Annotated in this window: 21 protein-coding genes; 9 read left to right on the plus strand and 12 right to left on the minus strand. The window is 65.5% G+C overall.

The features are described 5' to 3' along the window. Nucleotides 1-15: 15 nt before the first annotated feature. Complete coding sequence (locus P8R33_RS04645; protein WP_278327804.1) at nt 16-591, plus strand: DapH/DapD/GlmU-related protein; 576 nt, start codon at nt 16-18, stop codon at nt 589-591. Here P8R33_RS04645 and folK read toward each other — a convergent pair. Beyond that, nucleotides 557-1,042, minus strand: a complete 486-nt coding sequence (gene folK, locus P8R33_RS04650; protein WP_278327805.1) for a 2-amino-4-hydroxy-6-hydroxymethyldihydropteridine diphosphokinase — start codon at nt 1,040-1,042, stop codon at nt 557-559. The two genes, P8R33_RS04645 and folK, sit on opposite strands and share 35 nt — an antisense overlap. A 62-nt stretch (nt 1,043-1,104) precedes the next feature. On the opposite strand from folK, the gene P8R33_RS04655 reads away from it, so the two are divergent. Beyond that, nucleotides 1,105-2,529: a M20/M25/M40 family metallo-hydrolase gene (locus P8R33_RS04655; RefSeq protein WP_278327806.1), complete on the plus strand. Its 1,425-nt coding sequence runs from the start codon at nt 1,105-1,107 to the stop codon at nt 2,527-2,529. Here the strand turns inward: P8R33_RS04655 and P8R33_RS04660 are convergent. The 4 genes from P8R33_RS04660 to P8R33_RS04675 all read right to left on the minus strand — a co-directional run bounded on the left by P8R33_RS04660 (nt 2,526) and on the right by P8R33_RS04675 (nt 5,530). After that, a complete protein-coding gene (locus P8R33_RS04660; protein WP_278327807.1) occupies nt 2,526-2,957 on the minus strand; it encodes a hypothetical protein in 432 nt (143 codons plus the stop codon). The genes P8R33_RS04655 and P8R33_RS04660 overlap by 4 nt on opposite strands. Next, nucleotides 2,954-3,805, minus strand: a complete 852-nt coding sequence (gene aguB / locus P8R33_RS04665) for an N-carbamoylputrescine amidase (protein ID WP_278327808.1) — start codon at nt 3,803-3,805, stop codon at nt 2,954-2,956. The genes P8R33_RS04660 and aguB overlap by 4 nt, the downstream gene beginning before the upstream one ends. Before the next feature lie 11 nt (nt 3,806-3,816). After that, entirely contained in the window at nt 3,817-4,593 is a 777-nt protein-coding gene (locus P8R33_RS04670; protein WP_278327809.1) for an SIMPL domain-containing protein, read from the minus strand. 85 nt (nt 4,594-4,678) lie between these two features. Then, nucleotides 4,679-5,530 (minus strand): class I SAM-dependent methyltransferase, encoded by an 852-nt coding sequence (locus P8R33_RS04675; protein WP_278327810.1) that lies wholly within the window; start codon nt 5,528-5,530, stop codon nt 4,679-4,681. A 99-nt stretch (nt 5,531-5,629) separates the two neighbouring features. Between P8R33_RS04675 and msrA the strand changes: the two genes are divergently transcribed. Together msrA and P8R33_RS04685 are read left to right on the plus strand one after the other, a co-directional pair. Further along, the gene (gene msrA / locus P8R33_RS04680) at nt 5,630-6,172 is read left to right on the plus strand and encodes a peptide-methionine (S)-S-oxide reductase MsrA (protein ID WP_278327811.1); all 543 of its coding nucleotides are present in this window, start codon (nt 5,630-5,632) and stop codon (nt 6,170-6,172) included. A 12-nt stretch (nt 6,173-6,184) separates the two neighbouring features. After that, nucleotides 6,185-7,003: a hypothetical protein gene (locus P8R33_RS04685; RefSeq protein WP_278327812.1), complete on the plus strand. Its 819-nt coding sequence runs from the start codon at nt 6,185-6,187 to the stop codon at nt 7,001-7,003. On the opposite strand, the gene P8R33_RS04690 is transcribed toward P8R33_RS04685, so the two are convergent. Beyond that, nucleotides 6,982-8,235 carry an RsmB/NOP family class I SAM-dependent RNA methyltransferase gene (locus P8R33_RS04690; protein WP_278327813.1) on the minus strand — a complete coding sequence of 418 codons (1,254 nt, stop codon included), beginning with the start codon at nt 8,233-8,235 and terminating at the stop codon, nt 6,982-6,984. The two genes, P8R33_RS04685 and P8R33_RS04690, sit on opposite strands and share 22 nt — an antisense overlap. Before the next feature lie 56 nt (nt 8,236-8,291). Between P8R33_RS04690 and P8R33_RS04695 the strand changes: the two genes are divergently transcribed. Further along, complete coding sequence (locus P8R33_RS04695; RefSeq protein ID WP_278327814.1) at nt 8,292-8,453, plus strand: DUF1674 domain-containing protein; 162 nt, start codon at nt 8,292-8,294, stop codon at nt 8,451-8,453. A gap of 131 nt (nt 8,454-8,584) precedes the next feature. On the opposite strand, the gene P8R33_RS04700 is transcribed toward P8R33_RS04695, so the two are convergent. The 4 genes from P8R33_RS04700 to P8R33_RS04715 all read right to left on the minus strand — a co-directional run bounded on the left by P8R33_RS04700 (nt 8,585) and on the right by P8R33_RS04715 (nt 14,315). After that, nucleotides 8,585-9,979 (minus strand): cytochrome P450, encoded by a 1,395-nt coding sequence (locus tag P8R33_RS04700; RefSeq protein WP_278327815.1) that lies wholly within the window; start codon nt 9,977-9,979, stop codon nt 8,585-8,587. 61 nt (nt 9,980-10,040) lie between these two features. After that, nucleotides 10,041-11,063 (minus strand): ferrochelatase, encoded by a 1,023-nt coding sequence (hemH, locus tag P8R33_RS04705; RefSeq protein ID WP_278327816.1) that lies wholly within the window; start codon nt 11,061-11,063, stop codon nt 10,041-10,043. Between the two features lie 10 nt (nt 11,064-11,073). Further along, nucleotides 11,074-13,374 (minus strand): xanthine dehydrogenase family protein molybdopterin-binding subunit, encoded by a 2,301-nt coding sequence (locus P8R33_RS04710; RefSeq protein WP_278327817.1) that lies wholly within the window; start codon nt 13,372-13,374, stop codon nt 11,074-11,076. Then, nucleotides 13,353-14,315 carry an Mrp/NBP35 family ATP-binding protein gene (locus P8R33_RS04715; RefSeq protein WP_446532492.1) on the minus strand — a complete coding sequence of 321 codons (963 nt, stop codon included), beginning with the start codon at nt 14,313-14,315 and terminating at the stop codon, nt 13,353-13,355. Before P8R33_RS04715 ends, P8R33_RS04710 begins: the two co-directional genes overlap by 22 nt. A gap of 75 nt (nt 14,316-14,390) precedes the next feature. Here P8R33_RS04715 and hflK point away from each other — a divergent pair, with 75 nt between their 5' ends. From hflK to P8R33_RS04730, 3 genes are all read left to right on the plus strand, one after another. Beyond that, complete coding sequence (hflK, locus tag P8R33_RS04720; RefSeq protein ID WP_278327818.1) at nt 14,391-15,587, plus strand: protease modulator HflK; 1,197 nt, start codon at nt 14,391-14,393, stop codon at nt 15,585-15,587. A gap of 1 nt (nt 15,588) precedes the next feature. After that, a complete protein-coding gene (gene hflC, locus P8R33_RS04725; protein ID WP_278327819.1) occupies nt 15,589-16,422 on the plus strand; it encodes a protease modulator HflC in 834 nt (277 codons plus the stop codon). A 152-nt stretch (nt 16,423-16,574) separates the two neighbouring features. Beyond that, a complete protein-coding gene (locus P8R33_RS04730; protein WP_278327942.1) occupies nt 16,575-18,107 on the plus strand; it encodes a Do family serine endopeptidase in 1,533 nt (510 codons plus the stop codon). Between the two features lie 72 nt (nt 18,108-18,179). Here P8R33_RS04730 and P8R33_RS04735 read toward each other — a convergent pair whose 3' ends face one another. Next, nucleotides 18,180-20,342: a transglycosylase domain-containing protein gene (locus P8R33_RS04735; RefSeq protein WP_278327820.1), complete on the minus strand. Its 2,163-nt coding sequence runs from the start codon at nt 20,340-20,342 to the stop codon at nt 18,180-18,182. A 296-nt stretch (nt 20,343-20,638) separates the two neighbouring features. On the opposite strand from P8R33_RS04735, the gene P8R33_RS04740 reads away from it, so the two are divergent. Beyond that, nucleotides 20,639-22,237 (plus strand): hypothetical protein, encoded by a 1,599-nt coding sequence (locus P8R33_RS04740; protein WP_278327821.1) that lies wholly within the window; start codon nt 20,639-20,641, stop codon nt 22,235-22,237. Here P8R33_RS04740 and P8R33_RS04745 read toward each other — a convergent pair. After that, entirely contained in the window at nt 22,234-22,830 is a 597-nt protein-coding gene (locus tag P8R33_RS04745; RefSeq protein ID WP_278327822.1) for a sugar transferase, read from the minus strand. The genes P8R33_RS04740 and P8R33_RS04745 overlap by 4 nt on opposite strands. Between the last annotated feature and the right edge of the window lie 6 nt (nt 22,831-22,836).

Consider the following 22,836-nt stretch of genomic DNA (forward strand, 5'->3'; position numbering starts at 1 on the left):
AGCCGGACGGGAATTATGGTCGAACCGCTGGATGCGAGAGCAGCGCAAAGCCGCACCGGCGGGCCGTCGTTCACGCTTCGCAACCGCCTGACGCGGGTGATGTGGCAGGTGTGCTGGCTGGTCCTGTGCCGCTGGACGCCGCCGCCGCTGCATGGCTGGCGGGCGCTGGTGCTCCGCCTGTTCGGCGCGTCGCTGGGGCGGGGATGCCGGGTTCATGCGAGCGTGCGGATTTGGCTGCCGTCGGCGCTGACGCTCGGCGACAATGCGCTGATCGGGCCGGGCGCCCGCATCTACAACCAGGGCCCCGTCACTATCGGCGACGACAGCGTGATTTCGCAAGGCGCATTCCTTTGCGCGAGCACGCACGACCTGTCGGACCCCGACTTCCAGTTGCAATTGCGCCCGATAACCCTTGGCCGGCGCTGCTGGGTCGCGGCGGAGGCCTTCGTCGGACCCGGGGTGACCATGGGCGACGGTTCCGCCCTCGCCGCGCGGGGCGCGCTGTTCGAGGATGCGGACAACTGGACCGTCTATCGCGGCAACCCGGCCACTGCCATCAAACTGCGCGCGCTGCGAGTTGGCGCAGGGTGAGGCCGGTCAGCGGGTCGCGCCAGCCAGGAGCGATCTGCGCTGCCGGAGTGAGCACGAAAGGACGCTCGCGAAACGCCGGATGTGGGATCGCCAGGTCCGGCGACACCCAGATGCCTCCGCTCCACAGCACTATGTCGAGATCCAGCGTGCGGGCCCGCCAGCGCTGGCCGCGCCGCTTGCGGCCGAACTCCCCCTCGACTGCCTGCAGCAGCGCCAGCATATCTGGCGGAGAAAGCGGGCTCGCGACGAGCACCGCCGCATTGGCATAACGCCGCTGCGACGGGCCGACTGGCGCGCTCTCCATGATCGGAGAAACCGCCAACACGTCCAGCTCGCTGTCCGCGAGGCTTTCGATCGCCGCCCCGAGCACCGTCCGCGGTCCGCCCACGCTGGACAACCGCATGTTAGACCCCAGCGCCACGATATAGCGATGTCCGCTTGCCTCGCTCATGCCCCCGCCCTAGCGTCGCGCACCGCCCTTGGGAACGGGCCGGGGCGAAGGGGAGACAGGCGATGCGTAAACTGATGCTGGCACTTGCAGTGGGAGCCGCGGTCTGCACACCCCTCGCCGCGCAAGACACGAATGCTGTCGAGGAGCGCACCGAGCATGAGCAGATGATGCGCGCGCTCTATGCCGACATTATCGCCTTTCGCACCGCGCGCGGCCACCAGCAGATGGACGAGATGGTCGCCTATCTGGTCGGGCGGCTGTCCGAAGCGGGTTTTGCAGCCGAGGACCTTATGGTGACCGATTACGATAGCGAGGGCGAGCCGACGCAAGGCCTCATCGTGCGCTATCCCGGCAATGGTGCGTCGGGCAAAAAGCCGATTGTCATGCTCGCCCACATGGACGTGGTCGATGCGCTGCCCAAGGACTGGGATCGCGCGCCGTTCACGCTGACCGAGGAAAACGGCTATTTCTACGCCCGCGGCACGCAGGACAACAAATACGGCGTCGCCAACCTGACCGGCACCTTCATGCGGCTGAAGCATGAAGGCTGGGTGCCGAACCGCGATCTCTACCTCGTCTTCTCGGGTGACGAGGAAACCGGCATGATCTCCACCCGCGCGCAGGCCAAATGGGTCGCGGAGAACGTGGACCCCGCCTATGTCCTCAATTCGGACGCAGGCGGCATCGGGCTGGCCGATGATTTCTCTCCGCTGGCGCAGCAGGTGCAGCTGGCCGAGAAGACATATGTTACCTTCGACCTCACGGTGACCAATTCCGGCGGCCATTCCTCTCGTCCCCGCAGCGACAATGCGATCTACGAGCTGGCCGCTGCGCTGACGAAGATCGCCGACCATCGCTTTCCCGTGCGCGAGAGCGAGCTCACCCGCAGCTATTTCGCGGCGCTGGGCCGGAGCGTGCCTGGCGCGCTGGGCGATGCGATGACGCGCTTTGCCGAAGACCCGAGCGATGAAGAGGCCATCGACATGATCCGCGCCGATCCCGGCTTCGTCGGCACGCTCGGCACGACCTGCGTCGCGACCATGCTGGAGGCCGGACATGCCGAAAACGCTCTGCCGCAATCGGCCAGCGCCGCGGTCAATTGCCGGGTGTGGCCGGGCGAGGGCGTCGATAGCGTGAAGGCGACGCTGGCCGAGGTCATCGGCAATCCCGACGTCGCGATTACCCAGCGCGCAGAGGCAACCGAGAGCGGCATGAGCAGCTTTCCCGACGAAGTCCGCGTGGCGCTGGCCAAATCGCTGGCGGCGCGCTTCGGGCGCGAAATCCCGATGATCCCGAACATGTCCTCGGGCGGCACGGACGGCATGCATTACCGGACGCTGGGCTACGACACGATCGCCATCGGTGCGGGGGCGAGCAGGCCGCAGGACATCTTCGCCCACGGCCTCAACGAACGCATGCGGGTCGACGCTTTCTACGACGGGCTCGACCACTGGTCGATCATCCTGAAGGAACTGGCGGGCAGCTAGAAAACGTCGTTGGGTACGGTGTCGCCCAAGATTTCGCCGAGCGACATGCGCCGCCGCCGTTTGACGTAACCCTTGCGCTCGATCTCGAAGGGCACGGCAATGTCCTTCGCATAGTTCTGCGCGCGCAGCCGGACGGACATACGCTGGTCGTCGCCCCCTTGCAGGACAATGGCCGAGGCGACGATCGTCCCCTCGGCTGCGCGCGTTCGCAACATCGCCGTCAGTCTCCCAAGCACATCTGCGCTGCCATCGACCGGGGCGGTTTCGAGCATGGCCACATTGTGGATCATGCCGTTGGCGCGCAACTCGAAAACCAGTGGGAAGAAGTGGCCGTCCTTCTCCATCCGCGCCACGGCGGCTTCCAGCGCGGCAGTAAAGAGCCGGTCGAGCGCGTCTTGGGTGATCCCTGCCGTCACGAGCCCGCTCAAATATCCTCGACGATGCGCCCGTAGAGCTGCGGTCGCCGGTCGCGGAAGAAGCCCATGCCCGCGCGGTGGATCGCGGCCTGGTCGAGATCGAGCGTCGCGACCAGCACGCCGTCTTCCTCTCGGCCGAATTCCACCAGCTTGTCGCCCCATTCGTTGGTGATGAAGCTGTGGCCGTAGAAATCGGCATTGCCTTCCTTGCCGATCCGGTTCGCCGCGATCACCGGCATGCAGTTCGAGACGCTGTGCCCCTGCATGGCGCGTTGCCACATGCGGCTGGTGTCGAATTCGGCGTCGTAAGGCTCGGAGCCGATGGCGGTCGGGTAGAACAACAGCTCGGCCCCCATTAGCGCCATCACGCGTGCCGCTTCGGGATACCACTGGTCCCAGCACACGCCGACCCCAATGCGCGTCCCCATGACGTCCCACACCTTGAAGCCGTCGTTGCCGGGGCGGAAATAGTACTTCTCCTCATAGCCCGGCCCGTCGGGGATATGGCTCTTGCGATAGGTGCCCATGATCTTCCCGTCAGGCCCGATCATGGCGAGCGTGTTGTAATAGTGGTGCCCGTCGCGCTCGAAGAAGCTGGTCGGGATGGCGACTTTCAGGCTGGCCGCCAGTTTGCGCATGGCGATGACAGAGGGGTGATCCGCCGTCGGGCGTGCGCGGGCGAACAGCGCCTCGTCCTCGACCTGGCAAAAATAGGGGCCGGCGAAGAGCTCGGGCGGCAGGACGATTTCGGCCCCGCGCGCGGCGGCCTGCTCGACCATTTCGCCGACTGCGGCAATATTGGTCTGCTCGTCGTCGCTGCCGAGCGGCAGCTGGAGGGCGGCGACGGTAATGTCTCTCATGCTGCGAGGGACTATTTCTCCCGCAGCGCGAAGTCCACCTGGATATAGACATTGCTGCGCGTAGTGCCGACCATCATGCCGCCTTCCTCGGGGCGCGGCCCCATGTTGATCGGCGGCGGCGGAGCCACGGGTGGCGGCGGCGCGTTCGATGTGCGCTGGACCATTGCCTCGTTCATCGCCTCCGCACCGCGCAGCCAGGTCTGGCCCTGCTGGCCGCCGGCATCGCGAATATAGAGCACCCGGCTGACTTCCATTCCCGCCGCCTCGGCATAGGCCTCCGCCCGCTGCCGCGCCGCCTTGTAGGCGTCGGCATAGGCGAGGTTGGCTGTGGCTTCGGGATCGCTCATCGTCAGGCTGGGGCCGGAAAGGACGTTTGCGCCCGCCTCCGTGACGGCAGTGACGGCGGCGCCCGCGCGGTCGGGATCGTCCATCGTCACCTCGACCACGTTCATCGCGCGGTACTGCCCCTCGCGGTCACCATATTCGATCCGGCCGACGTTGACGCTCTGGGTCTGGATGTCCTCTTCCGCGACGCCGAGTTCGCGCAGGGCCGCGACGATTTCGGCGATCTTCTTGGCATTGGCATCGCTGGCGGAGGTGGCATTGCGGCTGAAGGTCTCGATCCCGGCGCGGAACTGCGCGCGGTCGGGGCGGCTTTCCGCCTGCCCGCTGGCGCTGACCGAGAGCAGGGTCTCACCGTGGTCGACACCGCGCGCCTCGTCGGCCCGGTCACAGGCTGCGAGAGCGAGCGGGGCGATGGCCAGGGCTAGGTAACGAACACGGATCATGAGCGAATCCCCTCAATGTTATAGTGTAACATCGAGGGGATTGCAGGTGCCGGATGAATGCCAGCTTACAGGCGCGGCGAGGCGGTCAGTCGCGCTTGCGGAACAGCAGCGTCATGCGGTCGCTTTCGCCCAAATCACGGGTTTGCGCGTCCATCGCATCGTCACCGCCGAGCGAGGGCGGCATCATCCAGACGCCGCCTTCCCAGTTTGCCGGATCGCGCGGATTGGCATTCACCTCGCTGCTGTCGACCAGCTCGAAGCCCAGCGCTTCGACATAGCCGATGACATCGTCCTGCCGCAGATAACCCTTCGACCCGTTCGCATAATCCGCGCTGGCATCCGCCGGAGCGCGGTGCTGGACGATGCCGAGCATGCCGCCGGGCTTCAGCAGGTCGCGCATCTTCTTCAGCTCGCTGTCAGCGTTATTCCAGCGCATCAGGTTGGGCATCATGCGAACCACTAGCACCCGGTCGAACGTCCCCGCTTCGCCTTCGGGAACCGCATCGAGCGTCATCGCGGAGAAGTTCTCTGCCGGGAGCCCGGTAAATTCGGCAGCCTCGGCGGGAAAGCCGGTAGCGCCGGCGCGAATGCGCTGCTGCGCTTCTTCGTTGAAAGGTCCGCTCGTGGGATCGAAATACAGGCCGACCAGCTGCCCCTCGCCGCCCAGATAATGTCCCAGCACGCGCGTGTACCAGCCGCCGCCGGGAGCGTACTCGCCGACCTTCATGTCGGGTTCGACGCGGAAGAAGGCGAGCGTTTCGGCCGGGTGGCGGAACTGGTCGCGTGCGCGATCGTCCGCACGGCTGGGGTGGTTGATCGCGCCCGAGATAGCTTCGGCATGGGTTGCCGCGAAAGCGTCCGCATCGGGCAGTTCGTGGTGATCGGCCATCGCGGGGACGGCAAATGCCAGGGCGGCGGTGGCAAGCAGGATACGCATACGGTCTCTCCCGGAAAATCGATGCGCGCTTCCTGCACCTGCCGCCGGTGGATGACAAGGCGTGAGGCGCTTCCTATCTCTGGCGCAAAGGAGATTACGATGAGCGAGACACAACAGGCGATCGTGGCGGGTGGATGCTTCTGGTGCACCGAGGCGGTGATGAAGGACGTCATCGGCGTCCATGAGGTCGAAAGCGGCTATATCGGCGGCGATGTGCCCGATCCGACTTACAAGCAGGTCTGCACCGGCAGCACCGGCCATGCCGAGGGTGTGCGCGTGACCTTCGAACCCGACGCGATCAGCCTCGGCCAGCTCTACGACGTGTTCCTCGGCACGCATGACCCGACCCAGCTCAACCGCCAGGGCGGCGACGTCGGCACGCAATATCGCAGCGCGATCTTCCCGCTCGACGACGCCCAGCGGGCCGAGGCGGAAGCGGCGATCGAACGCTGGAACGCCGACCACGAAGGCCAGAGCGCGGTCACGACCATCGAGACCGGCGAGTGGTATCCGGCGGAAGACTACCACCAGGAATATTGGGAAGGCGAAGGCCAGCGGAACCCCTACTGCCAGGCAGTGATTCCGCCCAAGCTGATGAAGCTGCGCAAGAGCTTCCAGAAATACCTCAAGGAAGACGCCTGAGCGACAGGCCCGATGCCCGGACCGCATGGCAAGGCGTTTACCGGCGACCATGTCGTCCACAATGACGGCAGCGTAGAGTTCGCCTGCTCGCGGGATGCGGGCGCCTGGCCCTGGACAGCGCTCCACCCGCACCATCCCGGCGCGATCCAAGCGCTGAGCTATTGGGTGAGCGTGGAATGCGCCGCCGCGCTCGGCACCTGGGACCCGGACAAGTGGTCGGCGCTCACCTGGACGCGCAGGGAATGCGGCGATCCCGATCTCGGGGCTTATGCCAGCGGGACCTACCGCCGCACGACGATCGACGGGAAGGAAAGCTTCTCGATCGATTTCGCGGATGCGGAGGGTCATCACATATGCCGCCTCGACGGGCGCGGCGTGGTGTTTCGCACCCGCGACTTCGAGAGCTGGCGCAAAGGCGACAAGGCGGCCGCACCGCAGTTCAGGTCCGACGATTTCGACTACGCTGACGCGCGGCTTCTTGGCCTTGCCCAAGGTGAGCGGCCGTTCCTCGGCCCGCTCGAGAATGGCACTGCGCAGGGTCTGCTCGACACTGCCAATAGCATGCCGCCGCACCATCCCTGGCTCGACGGCTCGGGCGACCACGTGAACTCCGCGCATCTCGCCGAAGTCGCGCGGCAATTCGTCAGCCTGACACGCGGGGGACAGCCTTTCCGCGTCACGAAGGCCGAAATAGTCTTCCGGCACTATGTCGAACTCGGCAGTCCTTTCACCATCGAATTGCTAGGCAGAGGTGACAACGAGGTCGCGATGCGCGTCCGGCAAGCCCGCAACGACTGCACGGATATCCGCTACGTGCTTGCCGGCGCCTGATCCGCTTTCCACCGGCCGATGAAGAAGCCATCCAGTCCGCCCTGATCCGCCAGCATGCCGGGATCGGTGCGGACCCAGCCCTCGCTCGTCGGTACGATGCCTTCGGGGAGCTTGTCGGTACGGATTTCATCGGGAGGCAGCGAGATCGCTGATGCCTGCGCCTCGCCCTCCTCGCGCTCTAGCGAGCAGGTGGCGTAGAGCAGCGTGCCGCCAGGTTTGAGCCAGCCCTGGGCGCGCTCGACCAGTGCGGATTGCAGTTCCGCCATCTCTTCGATCTGGCGCGGCCCGATGCGGTGTAGCACGTCGGGATGGCGGCGCGCGGTGCCAGTCGCGGTGCAGGGAGCGTCGAGCAGAATGGCATCGTATTTGTGCTTCGGCTCCCACGTCAGGGCATCGGCGCGAACGATGCTTGCTTTCAGGCCCGTGCGGTTCAAATTTGCCCGCAGCAGTTCGAGACGGCGCTTCGAGATGTCGAGCGAAGTTACTTGCCAGCCCTGTGCAGCCAGTTGCAATGACTTGCCGCCCGGCGCTGCGCACAGATCGAGCACGTGCCGACCCTCGCCCTGCCCGAGGAGACGCGCGGGCAGCGAGGCTGCAAGGTCCTGCACCCACCATGCCCCTTCCGCGAAGCCCGGCAGCTTCTCGACATTGCCGCCGCGCGGCAGGCGCAGGTGACCGGGCATGAGGCTGTCGGCGGAAAGCTGATTTGCCCAGTGCGCGGTCTGGTCCGGGTCGCGCAGGGTCAAGTCGAGCGGCGGTGGTTCCGCTAGACCGGCTGCGATCGCCGGAGCCCGCTCGCCCCAGCGGGCGGCAACGTCGGCGGGGAGGGTCGGCGCATCCGGCAATTGCGCTTCCTGCTTCGTAAGGGTCGAGAACACACCGTGCGCCAGCCTGCGCGGCCCGCCCGACAGCAGGTCCAGCCCGGTCGCCACAACCGCATGCGGCGGCGTGTCGAGCCGTAGCCACTGCGCCAGCATCAGCCGCAACACCATGCGCGCCTTGGCATCGCCCGGCAGCGGCTTTTTGGTCGCGCTGTCGATCAATGCGTCGAGATCGACCAGCCAGCGCAGGCTCTCGCTGGCGATCGCGCGGGCCAGCGCCTTGTCCTCGAACTTGCGCACATCCTTGGTCGCGACTGCAAAGGCGATGTCGAGCGTTTCGCCCCGGCGCAACACGGCATCGAGCAGGCGAAGCGCGGCGCGGCGCGCGTAGATACCGGTGGGCTGGGCCATCGCCCGCGCCTCTACCCCTGCTTGAAACCAAGCGCCAGTGCGCGCATTTCCTGTACATGACCGATCGCGCGACCAAACGGCCCGAAGGCTTCGAAAAGCCGTCCCACTGGACCAACGATCCTCCGCCGGAGCCGCAAAAGGTCGAGAACGACGAGGACCTCAGCCCCACCCGCTATGGCGACTGGGTCAAGGACGGCATCGCGATCGATTTTAGTTGAGTCTTTGTTTGGCGAACCCGCATCCGCGGGTTCGTCCTCGCTAGACGTGCGGCAAGCCGCACCCGCTGCGGGCGCGCAGTCGCGCTTGCCGGGCCTCCTCCGGCCCGGATCAAGCCGCCTGCGTTTGAGGTCTAAAGAGAAACCAGCCTGATCTTCAGCCCGTCCTTGGGCTTGGGGATCGGCCAGGGTTGCCACTCGGGCTCGCCATCGGCCAGTTCGATGCGATAGCGCGGGAGCAGCTGCGCCATCAGGATCTTGATCTGCATGTAAGCGAAATGCAGGCCGAGGCACATATGCGCGCCGCCACCGAAGGGGATCCAGGCGTATTTGTGCCGTTCCTTCACTTTTTCGGGCGTGAAGTGCAGTGGCTCGAAAGCGTGCGGGCGGTCCCAGTGCTCTTCCATATGGTGCACATAATGCGCGTTGATGCCGACATGCGCGCCGGCGGGTATGGCATAGCCGCCGAACTCGAATTCGCGCAGCGCCCGGCGCGGGGTGGAGGGCACCGGCGGGATCATCCGCAGCGCTTCCTTGAAGGCCATTTCCGTCAGCGCGAGCTTGCCAAGATCTTCGTAAGCGAGGTCGCGCGGCTTGCCGCTGGCATCCACGCCGCCGGTCACCGCCTCGATTTCTTGGCGCAGCTTCTCCTGCCAGTCCTGGTGCTTGGCGAGCTGCATGACCAGCGAGGTGCCGGACGAGGTGATCGTGTCGTGCGCCGCCATCATCAGGAAGTTCATGTGGTCGACCACCTCGTCGACCGGCATCAGGCTGCCGTCGTCATGCGTGGCGGTGGCGAACTGGCTGAACATGTCCTGCCCGCCCCCTTCGGCGCGGCGGCGATGGGTTTCCTTCGTGAACCAGTCGACCAGAAATGCGCGCCCGTCGGTCCCGCGCTTCATCTGGGTGAACGGTAGCGACTTGCGCACCGGGGCGACGCTGGCCTGCACCATGTCGATGAAGGCGGTGTTGATCTTGTCCGCTTCCGGCCCCCATTCGATGCCGATGAAGCTGTCGGCGGCCAGATCCAGCGTCAGCTCCTTGATGGCGGGATAGAAGGTCATCTCGCCTTCGCCCCACGCCTCGACCTGCCGCGCGATGCCGCGGTTGAGGCTGCCCGAATAATGCCGCATCGGCCCCGGCTTGAAGGCGATCGAGAGTGCCCGGCGGTCGGCACGATGATGATCGAAATCGAGCAGCATCAGGCCGCGCGGAAACAGCTTGTCGAGGATCGGGCCCCAGCCCTGCTCGGAGGAGAAATTGCGGTTCCGGTCGAACAACATCAGCTCGTTCGCGTCCGCGCCAATCATGGCGATCTGCCAGCCGCCGAAAGCCCGCGTGCGATAGACGTGGCCGTATTGCTCTACCATGCGGCGGGTGAAGCCGTGCGGATCGGCGAGCATGCGGAAGGTGTTGCCGACCAGCGGCAGGCCCCCGTCGCCGGGGATATGCGCGAGATCGCGTTCGCCGAGGCGGCCGTCGGACCAATGGGTTAATTCGGCGGGTTGATGAGGTGCGAGAGTGGCCAAGGTCTTTTCCTGCTACTTACCGTGATGTCAGTAGCCTATCGAAACCCATCTTTCCAGTCTGCTAACACCAGCCGGAAAGTTCGCGGCGCAGCAGTGTTTCCAGCATATCGAGCCCTGCGTCGGAGGTATTGAGGCAGGACAGCGCAGCGAATTTCTCTCCGCCGCCTACGATGAAGGTAGCGCGCCCCTCCATCGCGATTTCCTCCAGCGTTTCGAGGCAGTCGGCGGAAAAGCCCGGCATCGCCACGGCTAGGCGTTTCGTGCCGGCCGCGGCCTCTTTCTGGAGCGTATCGTCGGTCGCAGGTTCGAGCCACTTGGCCGGTCCGAAGCGTGACTGGAAGGTGGTGACCAAGCGCAGGTTCGGGCGCGCCATGGCTTGTTCGAGCAGCCGCGACGTCTTCTGGCACTGGCAATGATACGGATCGCCGAGGTGCAAGGTGCGTTCGGGCATCCCGTGAAAGCTGAGCATGAGCACTTCGGGCTCGAAATCGAGCGCATCGAGCTGGCGCGAAATATCCTTGGCCAGCGCTTCGATATGCACCGGATCGTCGTGATAAGGCGGCATGGTGCGCATGGCGGGCTGCCAGCGCATTTCGCGTAGAGTTTCCCCGACCTTGTCGACCACGGTGGCGGTCGTCGCGCCGCTATATTGCGGATACATCGGCGCCAGCACGATGCGCTCGCAGCCTGCCTCCATCATCGCCTGCAGACGCTCCGAGATCGATGGCGTGCCGTAGCGCATCGCCCAGTCGACGCGGACGCCCTCGCCCAGCCGGGCTTGCATCGCCTCGGCTTGCTGGCGGGTGATGACCGCGAGCGGCGAGCCTTCCTCCGTCCACACCTTCCGGTATGCTGCAGCGCTCTTCTTCGGCCGTGTGTTGAGGATGATCCCGCGCAGGATCGGCTGCCAGACGATGCCGGGTATTTCGACCACGCGCTTGTCGGACAGGAACTCGCCCAAATAGCGCTTCACCGAGGCGGTGTCGGGCGCATCGGGCGTGCCGAGATTGACCAGCAGCACGCCCACCCCGCCCGAGCGGACGGGCGGGTGTTCGGGGGGCAATTGCTGCTCGCGCCAGGTCAACGGGCTCTCCTTACAGGCCTTCCGACAGGAGCGGCAGGCGGCGGAAGCGCATGCCGGTAGCAGAATAGAGGGCGTTGGCAATCGCGGGCGCGGCGACGGCGGTGCCGAGTTCGCCCGGGTCGAAGGGGTCGGCATCGCTCGGCACGAATGTAACCTCGATCTCCGGACTATCGCCCAGCGTCGGCAGGCCGAGCGCAGCGAGGCGGTTAGGCGAGGGCTTGCCCTCGATGAAACTCACGCTCGACCCCGTCGCCAGCGAGAGGCCGAACAGGAGGCCCCCTTCGATCTGCTGGCGGGCAACGTCGAGATTGACGATGCGCCCGATATCGACCGCCGCATGGAGCCGCGTCACGCGCAGACCCCCTTCGCCTAACGCGGCTTGCGCGACGCAGGCGATGCGCCCCGTCGCGCCTCCTATCGCGTCCATGCGGACCATCGCCAGCCCCTGCCCCGTACCGCGCCGTCCACCGTCCCAATTCGCGATCTGCGTCGCACGGCGCAGTACATCTGCCATGCGCGGCGCCTGGCCGAGCATGTCCATGCGATAGAGCAGCGGATCGCGCCCCGCCTTCTCGGCCAGCTCGTCCATGAAGCATTCGGTGAAGAACGCCGTGTAGGCAGCCGAATTGCCGCGCATCGGACCGGTCGGCAGGTCGATGCGGACGGGCAGGTGCTCTACCGCGACATTGGCGATTCCGTAAGGCGGCACCGCGCCCCGGCAGGCGAGCGGATCGGCCTTCCCTGCCGCCTCGCGCATGGCGGCTTCGGGAACGAGATTGTCGAACAGCCGATGTCCTGTCTCGCGCATGGTCGCGGGCATGGCGAGCTGCGTGCGCCAGGCCGCAATCCGCCCGCCGGTCGCGGGCTGGAAAGCCGCTGCCAGTTCCGCGACCACCGGCGTGCGCGGCGGGACGGCCTGGAACTCTTGGACTCTCGGCCACATCAGCTGGACCGGGCGACCGATGGCCTTTGCGATCTGGACCACCTCGATCGCGTGGCGCTTGTCGAGCCGCGCATCGAAGCTGCCCCCGGCGGCGGTGGGGTAGAGCACGACATCGCGCTCCGAGATTCCCGCCGCCTTCGCCGCAGCGCGCCGGGTGAGTTCGGGCGCTTGCGAGGCGATCCACAATTCGAGCTTGCCGTCCTCCAGCCGCGCCGTCGCCGTCGCCGTCTCGATGCCGGCGTGCACGGCCGGTGCGATCGAATAGCGTGCTTCGAGGTCCGGCTTGGCGAGCAGGCCATTCGCGTCACCGATGCTCGCTATCGCTTCCGGCTCGATGTCGCCGAAAGCCTCGTCCAGCAAGACTTCCGCCCCGGCGCTCTCCACCGGGGGCGGGCCGCTGAAGACCGAGGCGAGCCGCTTCAGCGCCTGCTCGGCGATCCACCAGCTTTCGCCCACCGCTGCGAGATAGCGCTTCGAGCGCACCACGCCGACCACCCCGCGCATACCCGCGACAGCGCCCTCGGCGAAGCGGCTGAGCTCCTGCGAACCGGTCGGCGCATGGCGGATCGAGGCATAGACCAGCCCCGGCAGGCGGATGTCGCCGGCGAACAGGAAGCTGCCGTCGACCTTGGCCGGCAAGTCGAGCCGGGGGAAAGCGAGCGGTGTATCGGAATCGATCTCGGCCGGAGCTTCGGCGGCCGGCTCGACGCGCAGGGGGGCCGGATCGGGCGGGTCGAATTCGGCGGCCTCCAGCACCAGTTCGCCGAAACTCGCGGTGTTCTCGCCATAGCGGACCAGGCCGCCTTCGACTTCGCATTCCTCCCACTCGGCGTCCCAGTGCTCGGCGGCGGCCATGGCCAACATCGCCCGCGCACTGGCCGCCGCTTCGCGCATGGGTAGCTCGAAAGCTGCCAGAGATGTCCCACCGGCGGTGGCAATGAAGCGGTTGCCCCGCGCGAAATTCTCGGCGAGCAGGCTGCCCGGTTCATCCGCGAGCGACGGAAGGTTGGACCACATCTCCGCCCATTCGGCAGCAAGCGGTACGTTGGCATATAGCCCGGCCGGTGGCACCGGCTCCACGCCCACCTGTCGCCAATCCGCGCCCAATTCCATTGCGACCACCTGCGCCAGCAGCGTGGTGACACCCTGCCCCATTTCGAGTTGCGGCACGGCAACTGTGACCACACCGTCGGTCCCGATGGTGAGCCAGCCGCCGAAATCGCGCTCTCCCCGACCGGGCGTCAGCGGGCTGCCATAATGCCGCGGCCATAGCCACCAGGCGACGGCAAGACCGCCGCCAACTGCCGCCCCGGCCACCAGCTGGCGCCGGGTGACGGGCAGTTCGCTCAGCTTTTCGCGCCAATCCATGCGTCGAGCTTCGCGGCGATGTCGTGGAAGGGCTGGGCCAGCGGATCGTCGGTCGCGGCCGGCGGCGCACCGCTATCCCCGCCTTCGCGAATGGCGAGGTCGAGCGGGATGCGGCCGAGGAACGGCAGTTCAAGCCTCCCGGCGGCCTCTTCCACCCCGCCCTTGCCGAAGGGATCGGAAACCTCACCGCAATGCGGGCAGGCATAGCCCGCCATGTTCTCGACCAAGCCGATGACCGGGACCCCCGCCTGATCGAACAGCTGACCGGCGCGCGCGGCGTCAATCAGCGCAAGGTCCTGCGGCGTCGAAACCAGTACCGCCCCGGCAGGCTTGAACTTTTGCAGCATGGTGAGCTGCACATCGCCCGTGCCCGGCGGCAGGTCGACCAGCAGCAGCTCCGTATCTCCCCAATGCGCATCGACCAGCTGGGTCAGCGCGCCGCCTGCCATCGGCCCCCGCCAGGCGATCGCGCGGCCCGGCTCGACCAAATGCCCCATCGACAGCACCGGCACGCCGTATTTGCTGGGCACAGGCTCCAGCTTTTCCTCGCGCGCCACCGGCTTCTGGCCCTGGTTGCCGAGGATCATCGGCTGCGAGGGGCCGTAGATATCGGCATCGACCAGCCCGACCTTGCGACCCATGCGGGCGAGCGCAATCGCAAGGTTGGCGGTCAGCGTCGACTTGCCGACCCCTCCCTTGCCGCTACCCACTGCGATCAGTTTGCGCGCGGTCCGCTCCGCCGTCATGGCGACGCGGACCTCCGTCACATCGCCCCGCTTTTCCAGCACTTCTCGGATGTCGGCTTCCAGCGCCTCGCGCTCGCCGGCGCCTAGCCCCGCGGCATCGACAATGGCGATGGCGCGGCCTTTTGCAATGGCTAGGGAGGATACACGCGCTGCAACCGCTTCGGGAAACAGCGCTTTCGGATCGGTCGAACTCATGGGCAGCGCTGCTGTATCATCAAAAAGCGCCGTTCAACCCTGTTTTTCCGCCAAACCACACCTATAAAGAATGGCATGAGAACATTGGACGGGTTCACCAACAGGATTTGGCTGGCAATGGCGGGCAAGAAGAGTCCCTGGGGCCAGGGATCGGGCGACAAGGATAACGGTCCGGGCCGCGGCTCCAACGAGCCAACGGGAGATGGCGACGGCAAGAGCGGGGACAAGACTCGCGGGCCGCGCAATCCGTGGCTTCCGCCCGGGTCCGGCGGCAATGACGGGCGCCGCTCGCCCAATATCGAGGACATCTTCAAGAACCGCGGCCCCGAAGGCCCGCGCCGCAGCGGCGGTGGTGGCCCCGGCGGCCCGAATTTCCGCTTCCCCCAGCGCCCCGGCGGCAAGAGCTGGTTCCCGATCGCAGTCGTCGGCATCATTGCCCTCGGCCTGATCGCGACCAGCGTGCACCTCGTCGGGCCGCAGCAGCAGGCCGTCGTTAAGACGCTGGGCAACTTTACCCGGACGATGGAGCCGGGCCTCAATTTCTCCGCCCCCTTCCCGATCGAAATCGTGGACGTGGAAGACGTTCAGGGCGTGCGAACCGAACGCATTCCGGGCAGCGACAGCCAGGTGAAGCTGATTCTGACGGGCGACCAGAACCTCGTCGATCTCAGCTATATCGTGCGCTGGAACATCAGCGATCTCGCGGCCTTCAAGTTCAACGTGGTCGACCCCGTGGAAACTGTGAAGGAAGCAGCCGAAGCTGCCATGCGCGCTTCGGTCGCTGAGACCGAGCTCGACGAAACCTTCTCCGGTCAGGGCCGTGCCGCCATCGAGCAGGACGTGCGCGAGCGCATGCAGCGCACGCTCGACGGCTACCGCGCCGGCGTCCGCGTGTTGGGTGTCGAAATCGAGAAGGCCGACCCGCCCGCACAGGTGGTCGATGCCTTCCGCGACGTGCAGGTGGCCGAACAGAATGCCGACGCCAACCGCAACCAGGCCCGCGGTTATGCGCAGCAGGTGCTGGCCCAGGCGCAGGGTGAAGCCGAAGCCTTCGACAAGGTGTACGAGGAATATCGCCTCGCGCCCGAAGTGACGCGCCAGCGGCTTTATTACGAAACCATGGAGCGGGTCTTGAGCCAGACGCCCAAGACCATCGTGGAAACGGACAATGTAACGCCGTACCTCCCGCTTCCCGAAATCCGTCGCCGGGCCGACCAGTCGCAGCAACAGCAGCGGCCCTCGACGACCGTGACCGCGCCGGAGGGCCAGTAAGATGAGCACTTTCGTGCAAGACCACCGCAACACGCTGATCGTCATCGGACTGCTGATCGTGGCCCTGATGCTCAGCGCCTATGTAGTGCCCGAGGAAGAGCAGGCCGTCGTGATCCGTACGGGTAATCCCATCGGCACCGTCAATACGCCTGACGGCTCAAGCAATGCGGGTATCTACCTGCGCATGCCGTTTGTCGATTCGGTGCGCCGGATCGAGAAGCGTCTGCTCGACCTCGAAATGAACGACGAGGAAGTACTGAGTGCGGACCAGCAGCGTCTCTTGGTCAACGCCTATGCCCGCTTCCGCATCGTCGATCCCGTTCGCATGGTCGAACGTGCAGGAACGACCGACGGCGTCCGCAACGCGCTCGAGCCGATCCTCAATTCGGTCTTGCGTCAGGAACTGGGCCGCCGCACCTTCCAGTCCATGCTGACGGCAGAGCGCGGTTCCGCTCTGGCAAATGTTCGGGAAAATCTCGATCGGCAGGCCCGCCAGTACGGTGCCGAGGTGGTGGACGTGAAGATCATGCGCACCGATCTGCCCGAAGCGCCGCTGCAATCGGCTTTCCGCCGCATGGAGTCCGACCGTGAACGCGAAGCGCGCACGATCCGCGCGCAAGGATCGCGCGACGCGCGGATCATCCGTGCCGATGCCGATGCCGAAAGCGCCTCGATCTATGCCGATGCCTTCGGCAAGGATCCGGAGTTCTACGATTTCTACCGCGCCATGCAGAGCTACGACGCGACCTTCGCCGCCGAAAACGGCGGGGCGGAAAGCAACATCATCCTGTCGCCCGACAATGAGTATCTGCGGCAGTTCCGCGGACGTCGTTGACCGTTCGTCGAGCACGCCCCGCGCCGTTCAAACGGCATTCAGCGCCGCAGCGCAGTCTGGCAGGCAGGAACCCGCAGCCCGCTGCTCGGTAAGTTCACCGAGCGGATGCGCCGCGCGACAGAAGTGAAGAGGATTTGAAGGACGTGAAGCCTGTGCGATATGCCTATTCCGTAACGAGTGCCCTGTTGGTCGGAGGAGCCGCGATCACGCTGGCGACCGGCTATCCGGCCGGTGCCCAGGTGGCCCAGAACGACGATGCGCAGATGGCCCGCGTGGTCCCGCGCGCCGGTGCGCCCGAAAGTTTCGCCGAACTGACCGCGCAGCTGCAGCCCGCCGTGGTCAACATCTCGACCCGCCAGCGGATCGAAGTGCAGCAGAATGCCAACCCCTTCGCCGGCACACCCTTCGAAGGTCTGTTCGGGCGTCGCGGCCAGCAGCAGCCGGACAAGCCGCAATATCGCGAAGGCCAGTCGCTCGGCTCGGGCTTCGTCATTTCGGCTGACGGCTATGTCGTTACCAACAACCACGTCGTCAGCCCGACCGGGCGCGGCACGGTAGAAGAAATCACCGTGACCATGCCCGACGGCACCGAATACGAAGCGGATCTCGTCGGCACCGATGCGCAGTCCGACCTTGCCGTGCTCAAGGTGAACCGGCGCGAGGCCTTCCCCTATGTCGAATTCGGCGACAGCCGCCAGGCGCGCCCGGGCGACTGGGTGGTCGCGATCGGCAATCCCTTCGGCCTCGGCGGCACGGTGACCAGCGGGATCGTGTCCGCGATCCAGCGCAACACCGGGTCCGGCGGCGCCTACGACCGCTATATCCAGACCGATGCCGCCATCAATCGCGGCAATTCGGGCGGCCCGCTGTTCGACATGCAGGGCAATGTCATCGGCATCAACAACGCCATCTTCTCGCCCTCGGGCGGCAGTGTCGGCATCGGCTTCGCCATTCCGGCGGAAATCGCTGCACCGATTATCCAGAAGCTGCGTGATGGGGTGGAGATCGAACGCGGCTATCTCGGCGTCAACATCGCGCCGGTGAGCGACGATGTCGCCGATTCGCTCGGGCTCGACCGCAATCGCGGCGAGATCGTCCAGTCGGTCCAGTCGGGCCAGGCTGCCGATCGTGCGGGCCTTGAAGCCGGCGATATCGTAACGCGCGTGAATAATCGCGAAGTGACGCCTGAGCAGACCCTGTCCTTCCTCGTCGCCAATATTGCGCCGGGCACGACGGTTCCGATCGAGTTGATCCGCAATGGCGAACGCCGCCGCATCAATGTGACCGTCGGCAAGCGCCCGAGCGAAGACGAACTGCGCCAGCAGCAGATGTTCGATCCGGACATGGACGACGAAGAGGAGATGCAGCCGGGCGAGAACGAGGTGATCGAAGAACGCCTCGGCCTCCAGCTGCTGCCGATCACGGCGCAGATCGCTCGCCAGTTGGGTGTGAGCGCGGATACGCAGGGCCTCGCCGTCGCCGGCGTGAACCCCAATTCCGACGCCGCCCGCAAGGGCCTCCAGCGCCGCGATATTATCCTGTCGGCCAACTACCGCCCGGTCGCGACGCTTTCTCAGCTCGAGGGCATCGTGATCGAAGCCGAGCGCGAGGGCCGAGTAGCCGTGCTGCTCCGTGTCCAGCGCAGCGGCCGTCCGCCGCAATATGTCGCGGTACGGCTGCGCTAAGCTTCCTCGCGCTTGGAAATAGAAAGGGCCTCCTGCCGAAATGGCGGGAGGCCCTTTTGCTGTCTGCTCTATCTATTGAGGCCGGATCACCGTTACCGTCGGGCTCGGTGAAGGTCGCGGGGTCCCGCGCGAAGCACCACCGGTCGCCTCGTCGAGGAAATCGTCGCCGACAGCCTGCGGTGCGCCATCGGCGCCGCGCCCCGGCTGCTGCGGTGCCTGCGGCTGGCGCGGACGGTCGCCGTCGCCGGGCTGCGGAAAGGCATCGCCGAAGGGATCGCGCCGCTCGCCATCCTCGCGGCCGGGCTCGATCAGATTGCCCTGCTCGTCGATGAAGTAATAGTCGTCCGGATCGCCGAGCATGTATTCATCGTCCGGCTCGAGCTGCCATTCGGGCAGTTGCAGGTCGGTGTCGAATTCTTCGACCGGCCGGTCCTTCACGGCATAGCGCATATAGGCGGCAAAGGCGCGCGCCGGCGCGGTGCCGCCCTGCAGACCTGCCACCCGCGCATTGTCGTCGCGCCCCATCCACACGCCGGTGGTGATCCCGCTGGAAAAGCCGACGAAATAGCCGTCCTTGTTCGAACTGGTGGTACCGGTCTTGCCCGCGACCGGTCGCCCGATCTGCGCTGCGCGGCCGGTGCCGGTGTTGACGGCGGTCTGCAGCAAGTCGGTGATACCCGCTGCGACATAGTCCGGCACCAGCTGGCTGCGCCGCGCATTCTGGTGCTGGTAGAGCAACTCGCCCTCGGCCGTCGTCACCTTTACGATGCCATAGGGTTCGACCGACTGCCCTTCGGCCGATATCGCCGCAAAGGCGCGCGTCATGTCGAGCAGGCGCACCTCGTTCGATCCCAGCACCATGGAGGGATAGGTGTTGATCGGCGTCGTCACGCCGAAACGCCGCGCCATCGAAGCGACCGTGCCGAAGCCGACTTCATTGCCGAGCTGTGCCGCCACCGTGTTGATCGAATACGCAAAAGCAGTGCGCAGGTCGATTTCGCCGACATTGCGCCCGCTGGAATTGCGCGGGCTCCACCCGTCGATAGTGACCGGGGTATCGACCACCCGGTCGCCCGGCGTGTAGCCCGCTTCCAGCGCGGCGAGATAGACGAACAGCTTCCAGCTCGACCCCGGCTGGCGCAGCGCATCGGTGGCACGGTTGAAGCTCGTCTCGACATAATCGGTGCCGCCCACCAGCGCGAGGATCGCCCCGTCGCGGTCGAGGCTGACGAGCGCACCTTGTGCGCCGCCGGGCGTATTGCCCTGGATGGCTGCGGTCGCCGCGCGCTGCATGCCGACATCGAGCGTAGTCCAGACCTCGATCGGCTCGAAGGTTTCGGGCAGCAGCATATCGAGCTGCGGCAGCGCCCAGTCGGTGAAGTAGCGGACCGAATTCTGGCCCTTCTCTTCCTTGAGTCTGACCGCCGAGGGATCGACCGTGACATCGGACGGGATGCGCCCCTGCTCCTTCATCAGCCGCAGCACTACGCTGGCCCGACCGACTGCGGCATCGACATCGGCCGTAGGCGAATAGCGGCTCGGTGCCTTCACGAGGCCGGCGATGATCGCAGCCTCGGCAACCGACAGATCGGTCGCCGGATGGCTGAAGAACTTGCGGCTGGCGCTATCGACGCCGTAAGCCCCGCCGCCGAAATAGACCTTGTTCAGATAGAGCTCGAGGATCTGCTCTTTCGAGAACTTCCATTCCAGCGCCAGCGCCAGGATTGCCTCGCGCGCCTTGCGGTCGAGCGAGCGGTTGTTGTTGAGGAAGACGTTGCGCGCCAGCTGCTGCGTGATGGTCGAAGTCGCCGAGATCCGGTCGTCGCCGGTGACGCCTTCATAGACTGCGCGGGTCAGGCCATAGGGATCGATCCCGAAGTGCGAATAATAGCGGCGATCCTCGACCGAAATCATCGCATCCTTCATCACCTGCGGGATCTGGTCATGGGTCAGCCATTGTCCGAAGCTCGGGCCGAGTTCGACGATTTCGGTGCCGTCGCGCGCGCGAACGACGATCGTCTGGGCGTTCTGCGTGGCCTTGAGCTGGTAGTAGCTCGGCATGGACCGAACGGCGAAGGCGACTGCAAGGCCGACAAAAACGACAGCGATCAAGCTCAAGGCGGCGCCCCACAGGGCAATACGGCGCAGCCAGCGGCCTGCGGGCTTGTCGTCGGCTGCGCGACGAGCTGTTTCGCTGCGGGCCGCCTGCTTGCGGCGGCTTCCTCTCTTTTCCATCGGTTGCGGGGTGCCCCTTCGCTGTAACCAGCATCCTGTCCGGCGCTATATCGTTGCCCGCAGAGCATGGCGAGTTCTAACTCAGAGTGAACGCCACCCATCGCTCGCCCTTGCACGGGACGTTTTCCGCCACATTCTTCCACAGTTCGCATAAAACTGTCCCAAAATGGGCACATTTTGGCGCTGTGAAGCACGGCGCTTATTGCTTGCTAACCATTCGGAACCGAAACCCGGTTCGGGGGCATCAATGACGCGATATCAGCAGATCGCGACCGATGAGGACTGGTTTCGAGACAATGTTCCTTTCCGAAGTTCCTTCACGCGTCGGCTTCGGCACGAAGGCTAGCCTGTGCTCGATCCTCGCGCTAGCCGCCGCTGCGTGTGGCGGCGAAGACAAGCCTGCGGCCCCCCAACCGTTAGTCGGCGTTGCCAGCCCGAGTCCGACCCCGACGCCCTCGCCAACGGCCACGCCCACCCCCACACCAACGCCTACATCTTCGCACTATGACCCTGCGAAGTTGCCGGGAGGCCAGCAGCGCGCCTTTCCGACGGCCGAAGGTTTCGGCGCCCGTTCGGTCGGCGGGCGCGGCGGAAAGGTGTTCCACGTCGTCAACCTCAACGATTCGGGCATGGGTTCGTTGCGCAAGTGCATGGAGGCAAGCGGCGCGCGAATCTGCATCTTCCGCGTCGGCGGTACCATCGAGTTGCTTTCGCAGATCAAGGTCACGTCGGGACAATTAACCGTAGCCGGGCAAACCGCGCCGGACGGCGGGATAGCCCTGCGTAATGCGCCTAACAATCTGACCGGCTCGCCGATCTATCTGAACGCGCCGGATATCATCATCCGGCACATCCGCATCCGCCCCGGACCGACGTCTGGCACAAAGCAGGACACAACCGATGCGATAACCGTGGACGGAAAGGCCAAACGGACGATTATCGACCACGTGTCGATGTCTTGGGCGACCGACGAAATCTTCAATTCCACGAAGGCTGCCGAAGACGTAACCCTGCAGTGGTCGCTCGCTTACGAAGGCCTGAGCAAGTCGACGCACAAACAGGGCGAGCATTCCAAGGGTGTTTTCGTCGAAGGGAGCCGTATTTCGCTGCACCATGTGCTGATCGCCCACGCCACCGACCGCATGCCCAATGCGGGCACGGGCGACCGAATCGACATCGTGAACACCGTTTCATACGACATGCGCAGCAAGGCCCACCAGTATTTCTCGAACTACCGGAAGCAGTCCGATCCGAGCAGCGGCCTGACGCGGCTTGCGAATATCGTCGGAAACTGGGTTTCCTTCGGCCCGAGCACTATCAATGGCTCGACGATCTACGGGGGCGACTACGACGAGAAATATTCGACCAATCCGGGCAAAGCGGAGCTCTATCTCTACGCCAATATCGACGGGCGGCGAACCTCGTCGTCGAAAGATCAGCGCGAGTTCCTCGACCCGAACGACTGGAAGTACGTCAAATCCAGCGTGATAGGCTCGCTTTCGGTACAATTGTTTACCGATGCCGCGCAGGCCGTACGCGATGTCATGGAATATGCCGGCGCCTTCCCCCGCGATGCGTCGGACAAGCGCGCTGTCGCCAATTTCGCCGCGTGCAAAGGCTCCATCATCGACAACCCCTCGCAGGTCGGCGGCTGGCCCAGCCTCGCCAACGGCATCGCCTATGCCGATGTGGACGAGGACGGGATGGACGACGCCTGGGAAGCGGCCACCGATCTGACCAATCCGAACGGCGATCACGACAAGGATGGCTATACCAATCTGGAGGAATTCCTGAACGAGCTTGCCGGCGACCAGGATCGCCAGGGTAATCTCATCAACCGGGTCGGCGCGGCGAACGGGAGCATTCCGCAGGTGAATTGCGGCTACAAGGTCTAGCTGTCCGTCCGTTTCAGCGATGAAGGCCTGCCTTTGGCGATCACGCCTTTCGCGTGATGCCTCAAGCGCTCGCCCAGCAGCATCACGCCAATCGTGCGCAGCAATATTTCGACGTCCAGCCAGACCGAGCGGTTCTTTACGTACCACAGATCGAGCGCGATCTTGTCATCGAGATCGAGCAGCGTGTTGCCGCTGATCTGCGAATAGCCGGTCAGACCGGGCCGGACCTTCGAGCGCTCGCGCCCCCGCTCGCCAAGGTCGCAGATGGTTTCGGGCAGAAGCGGGCGGGGGCCGATCCAGGCCATGTCGCCTCGGGCCACGTTCCACAGGCCCGGCAATTCGTCGAGACGGGACCGGCGCAGGAAGGCCCCGACGGCTGTCGTCCGTTCGGCATCGGGCAAAAGCCGCCCGCCCGCATCGCGCATTTCGCGCATCGATCTGAATTTCACGAGCGTGAATAGCACGCCATGGCGCCCCGCCCGTGCTTGCCTGAACAGGATCGGACGGCCCTGACCGACCAGGATCAGACCAGCGAGCGCGGCCAACACCGGCGAAAGCGCCAGCAGGGCAACCGCGGCCGCCAGGCGTCCCACCCGCAC

Source organism: Qipengyuania flavescens (assembly GCF_029688735.1).
Lineage (GTDB): Bacteria > Pseudomonadota > Alphaproteobacteria > Sphingomonadales > Sphingomonadaceae > Qipengyuania.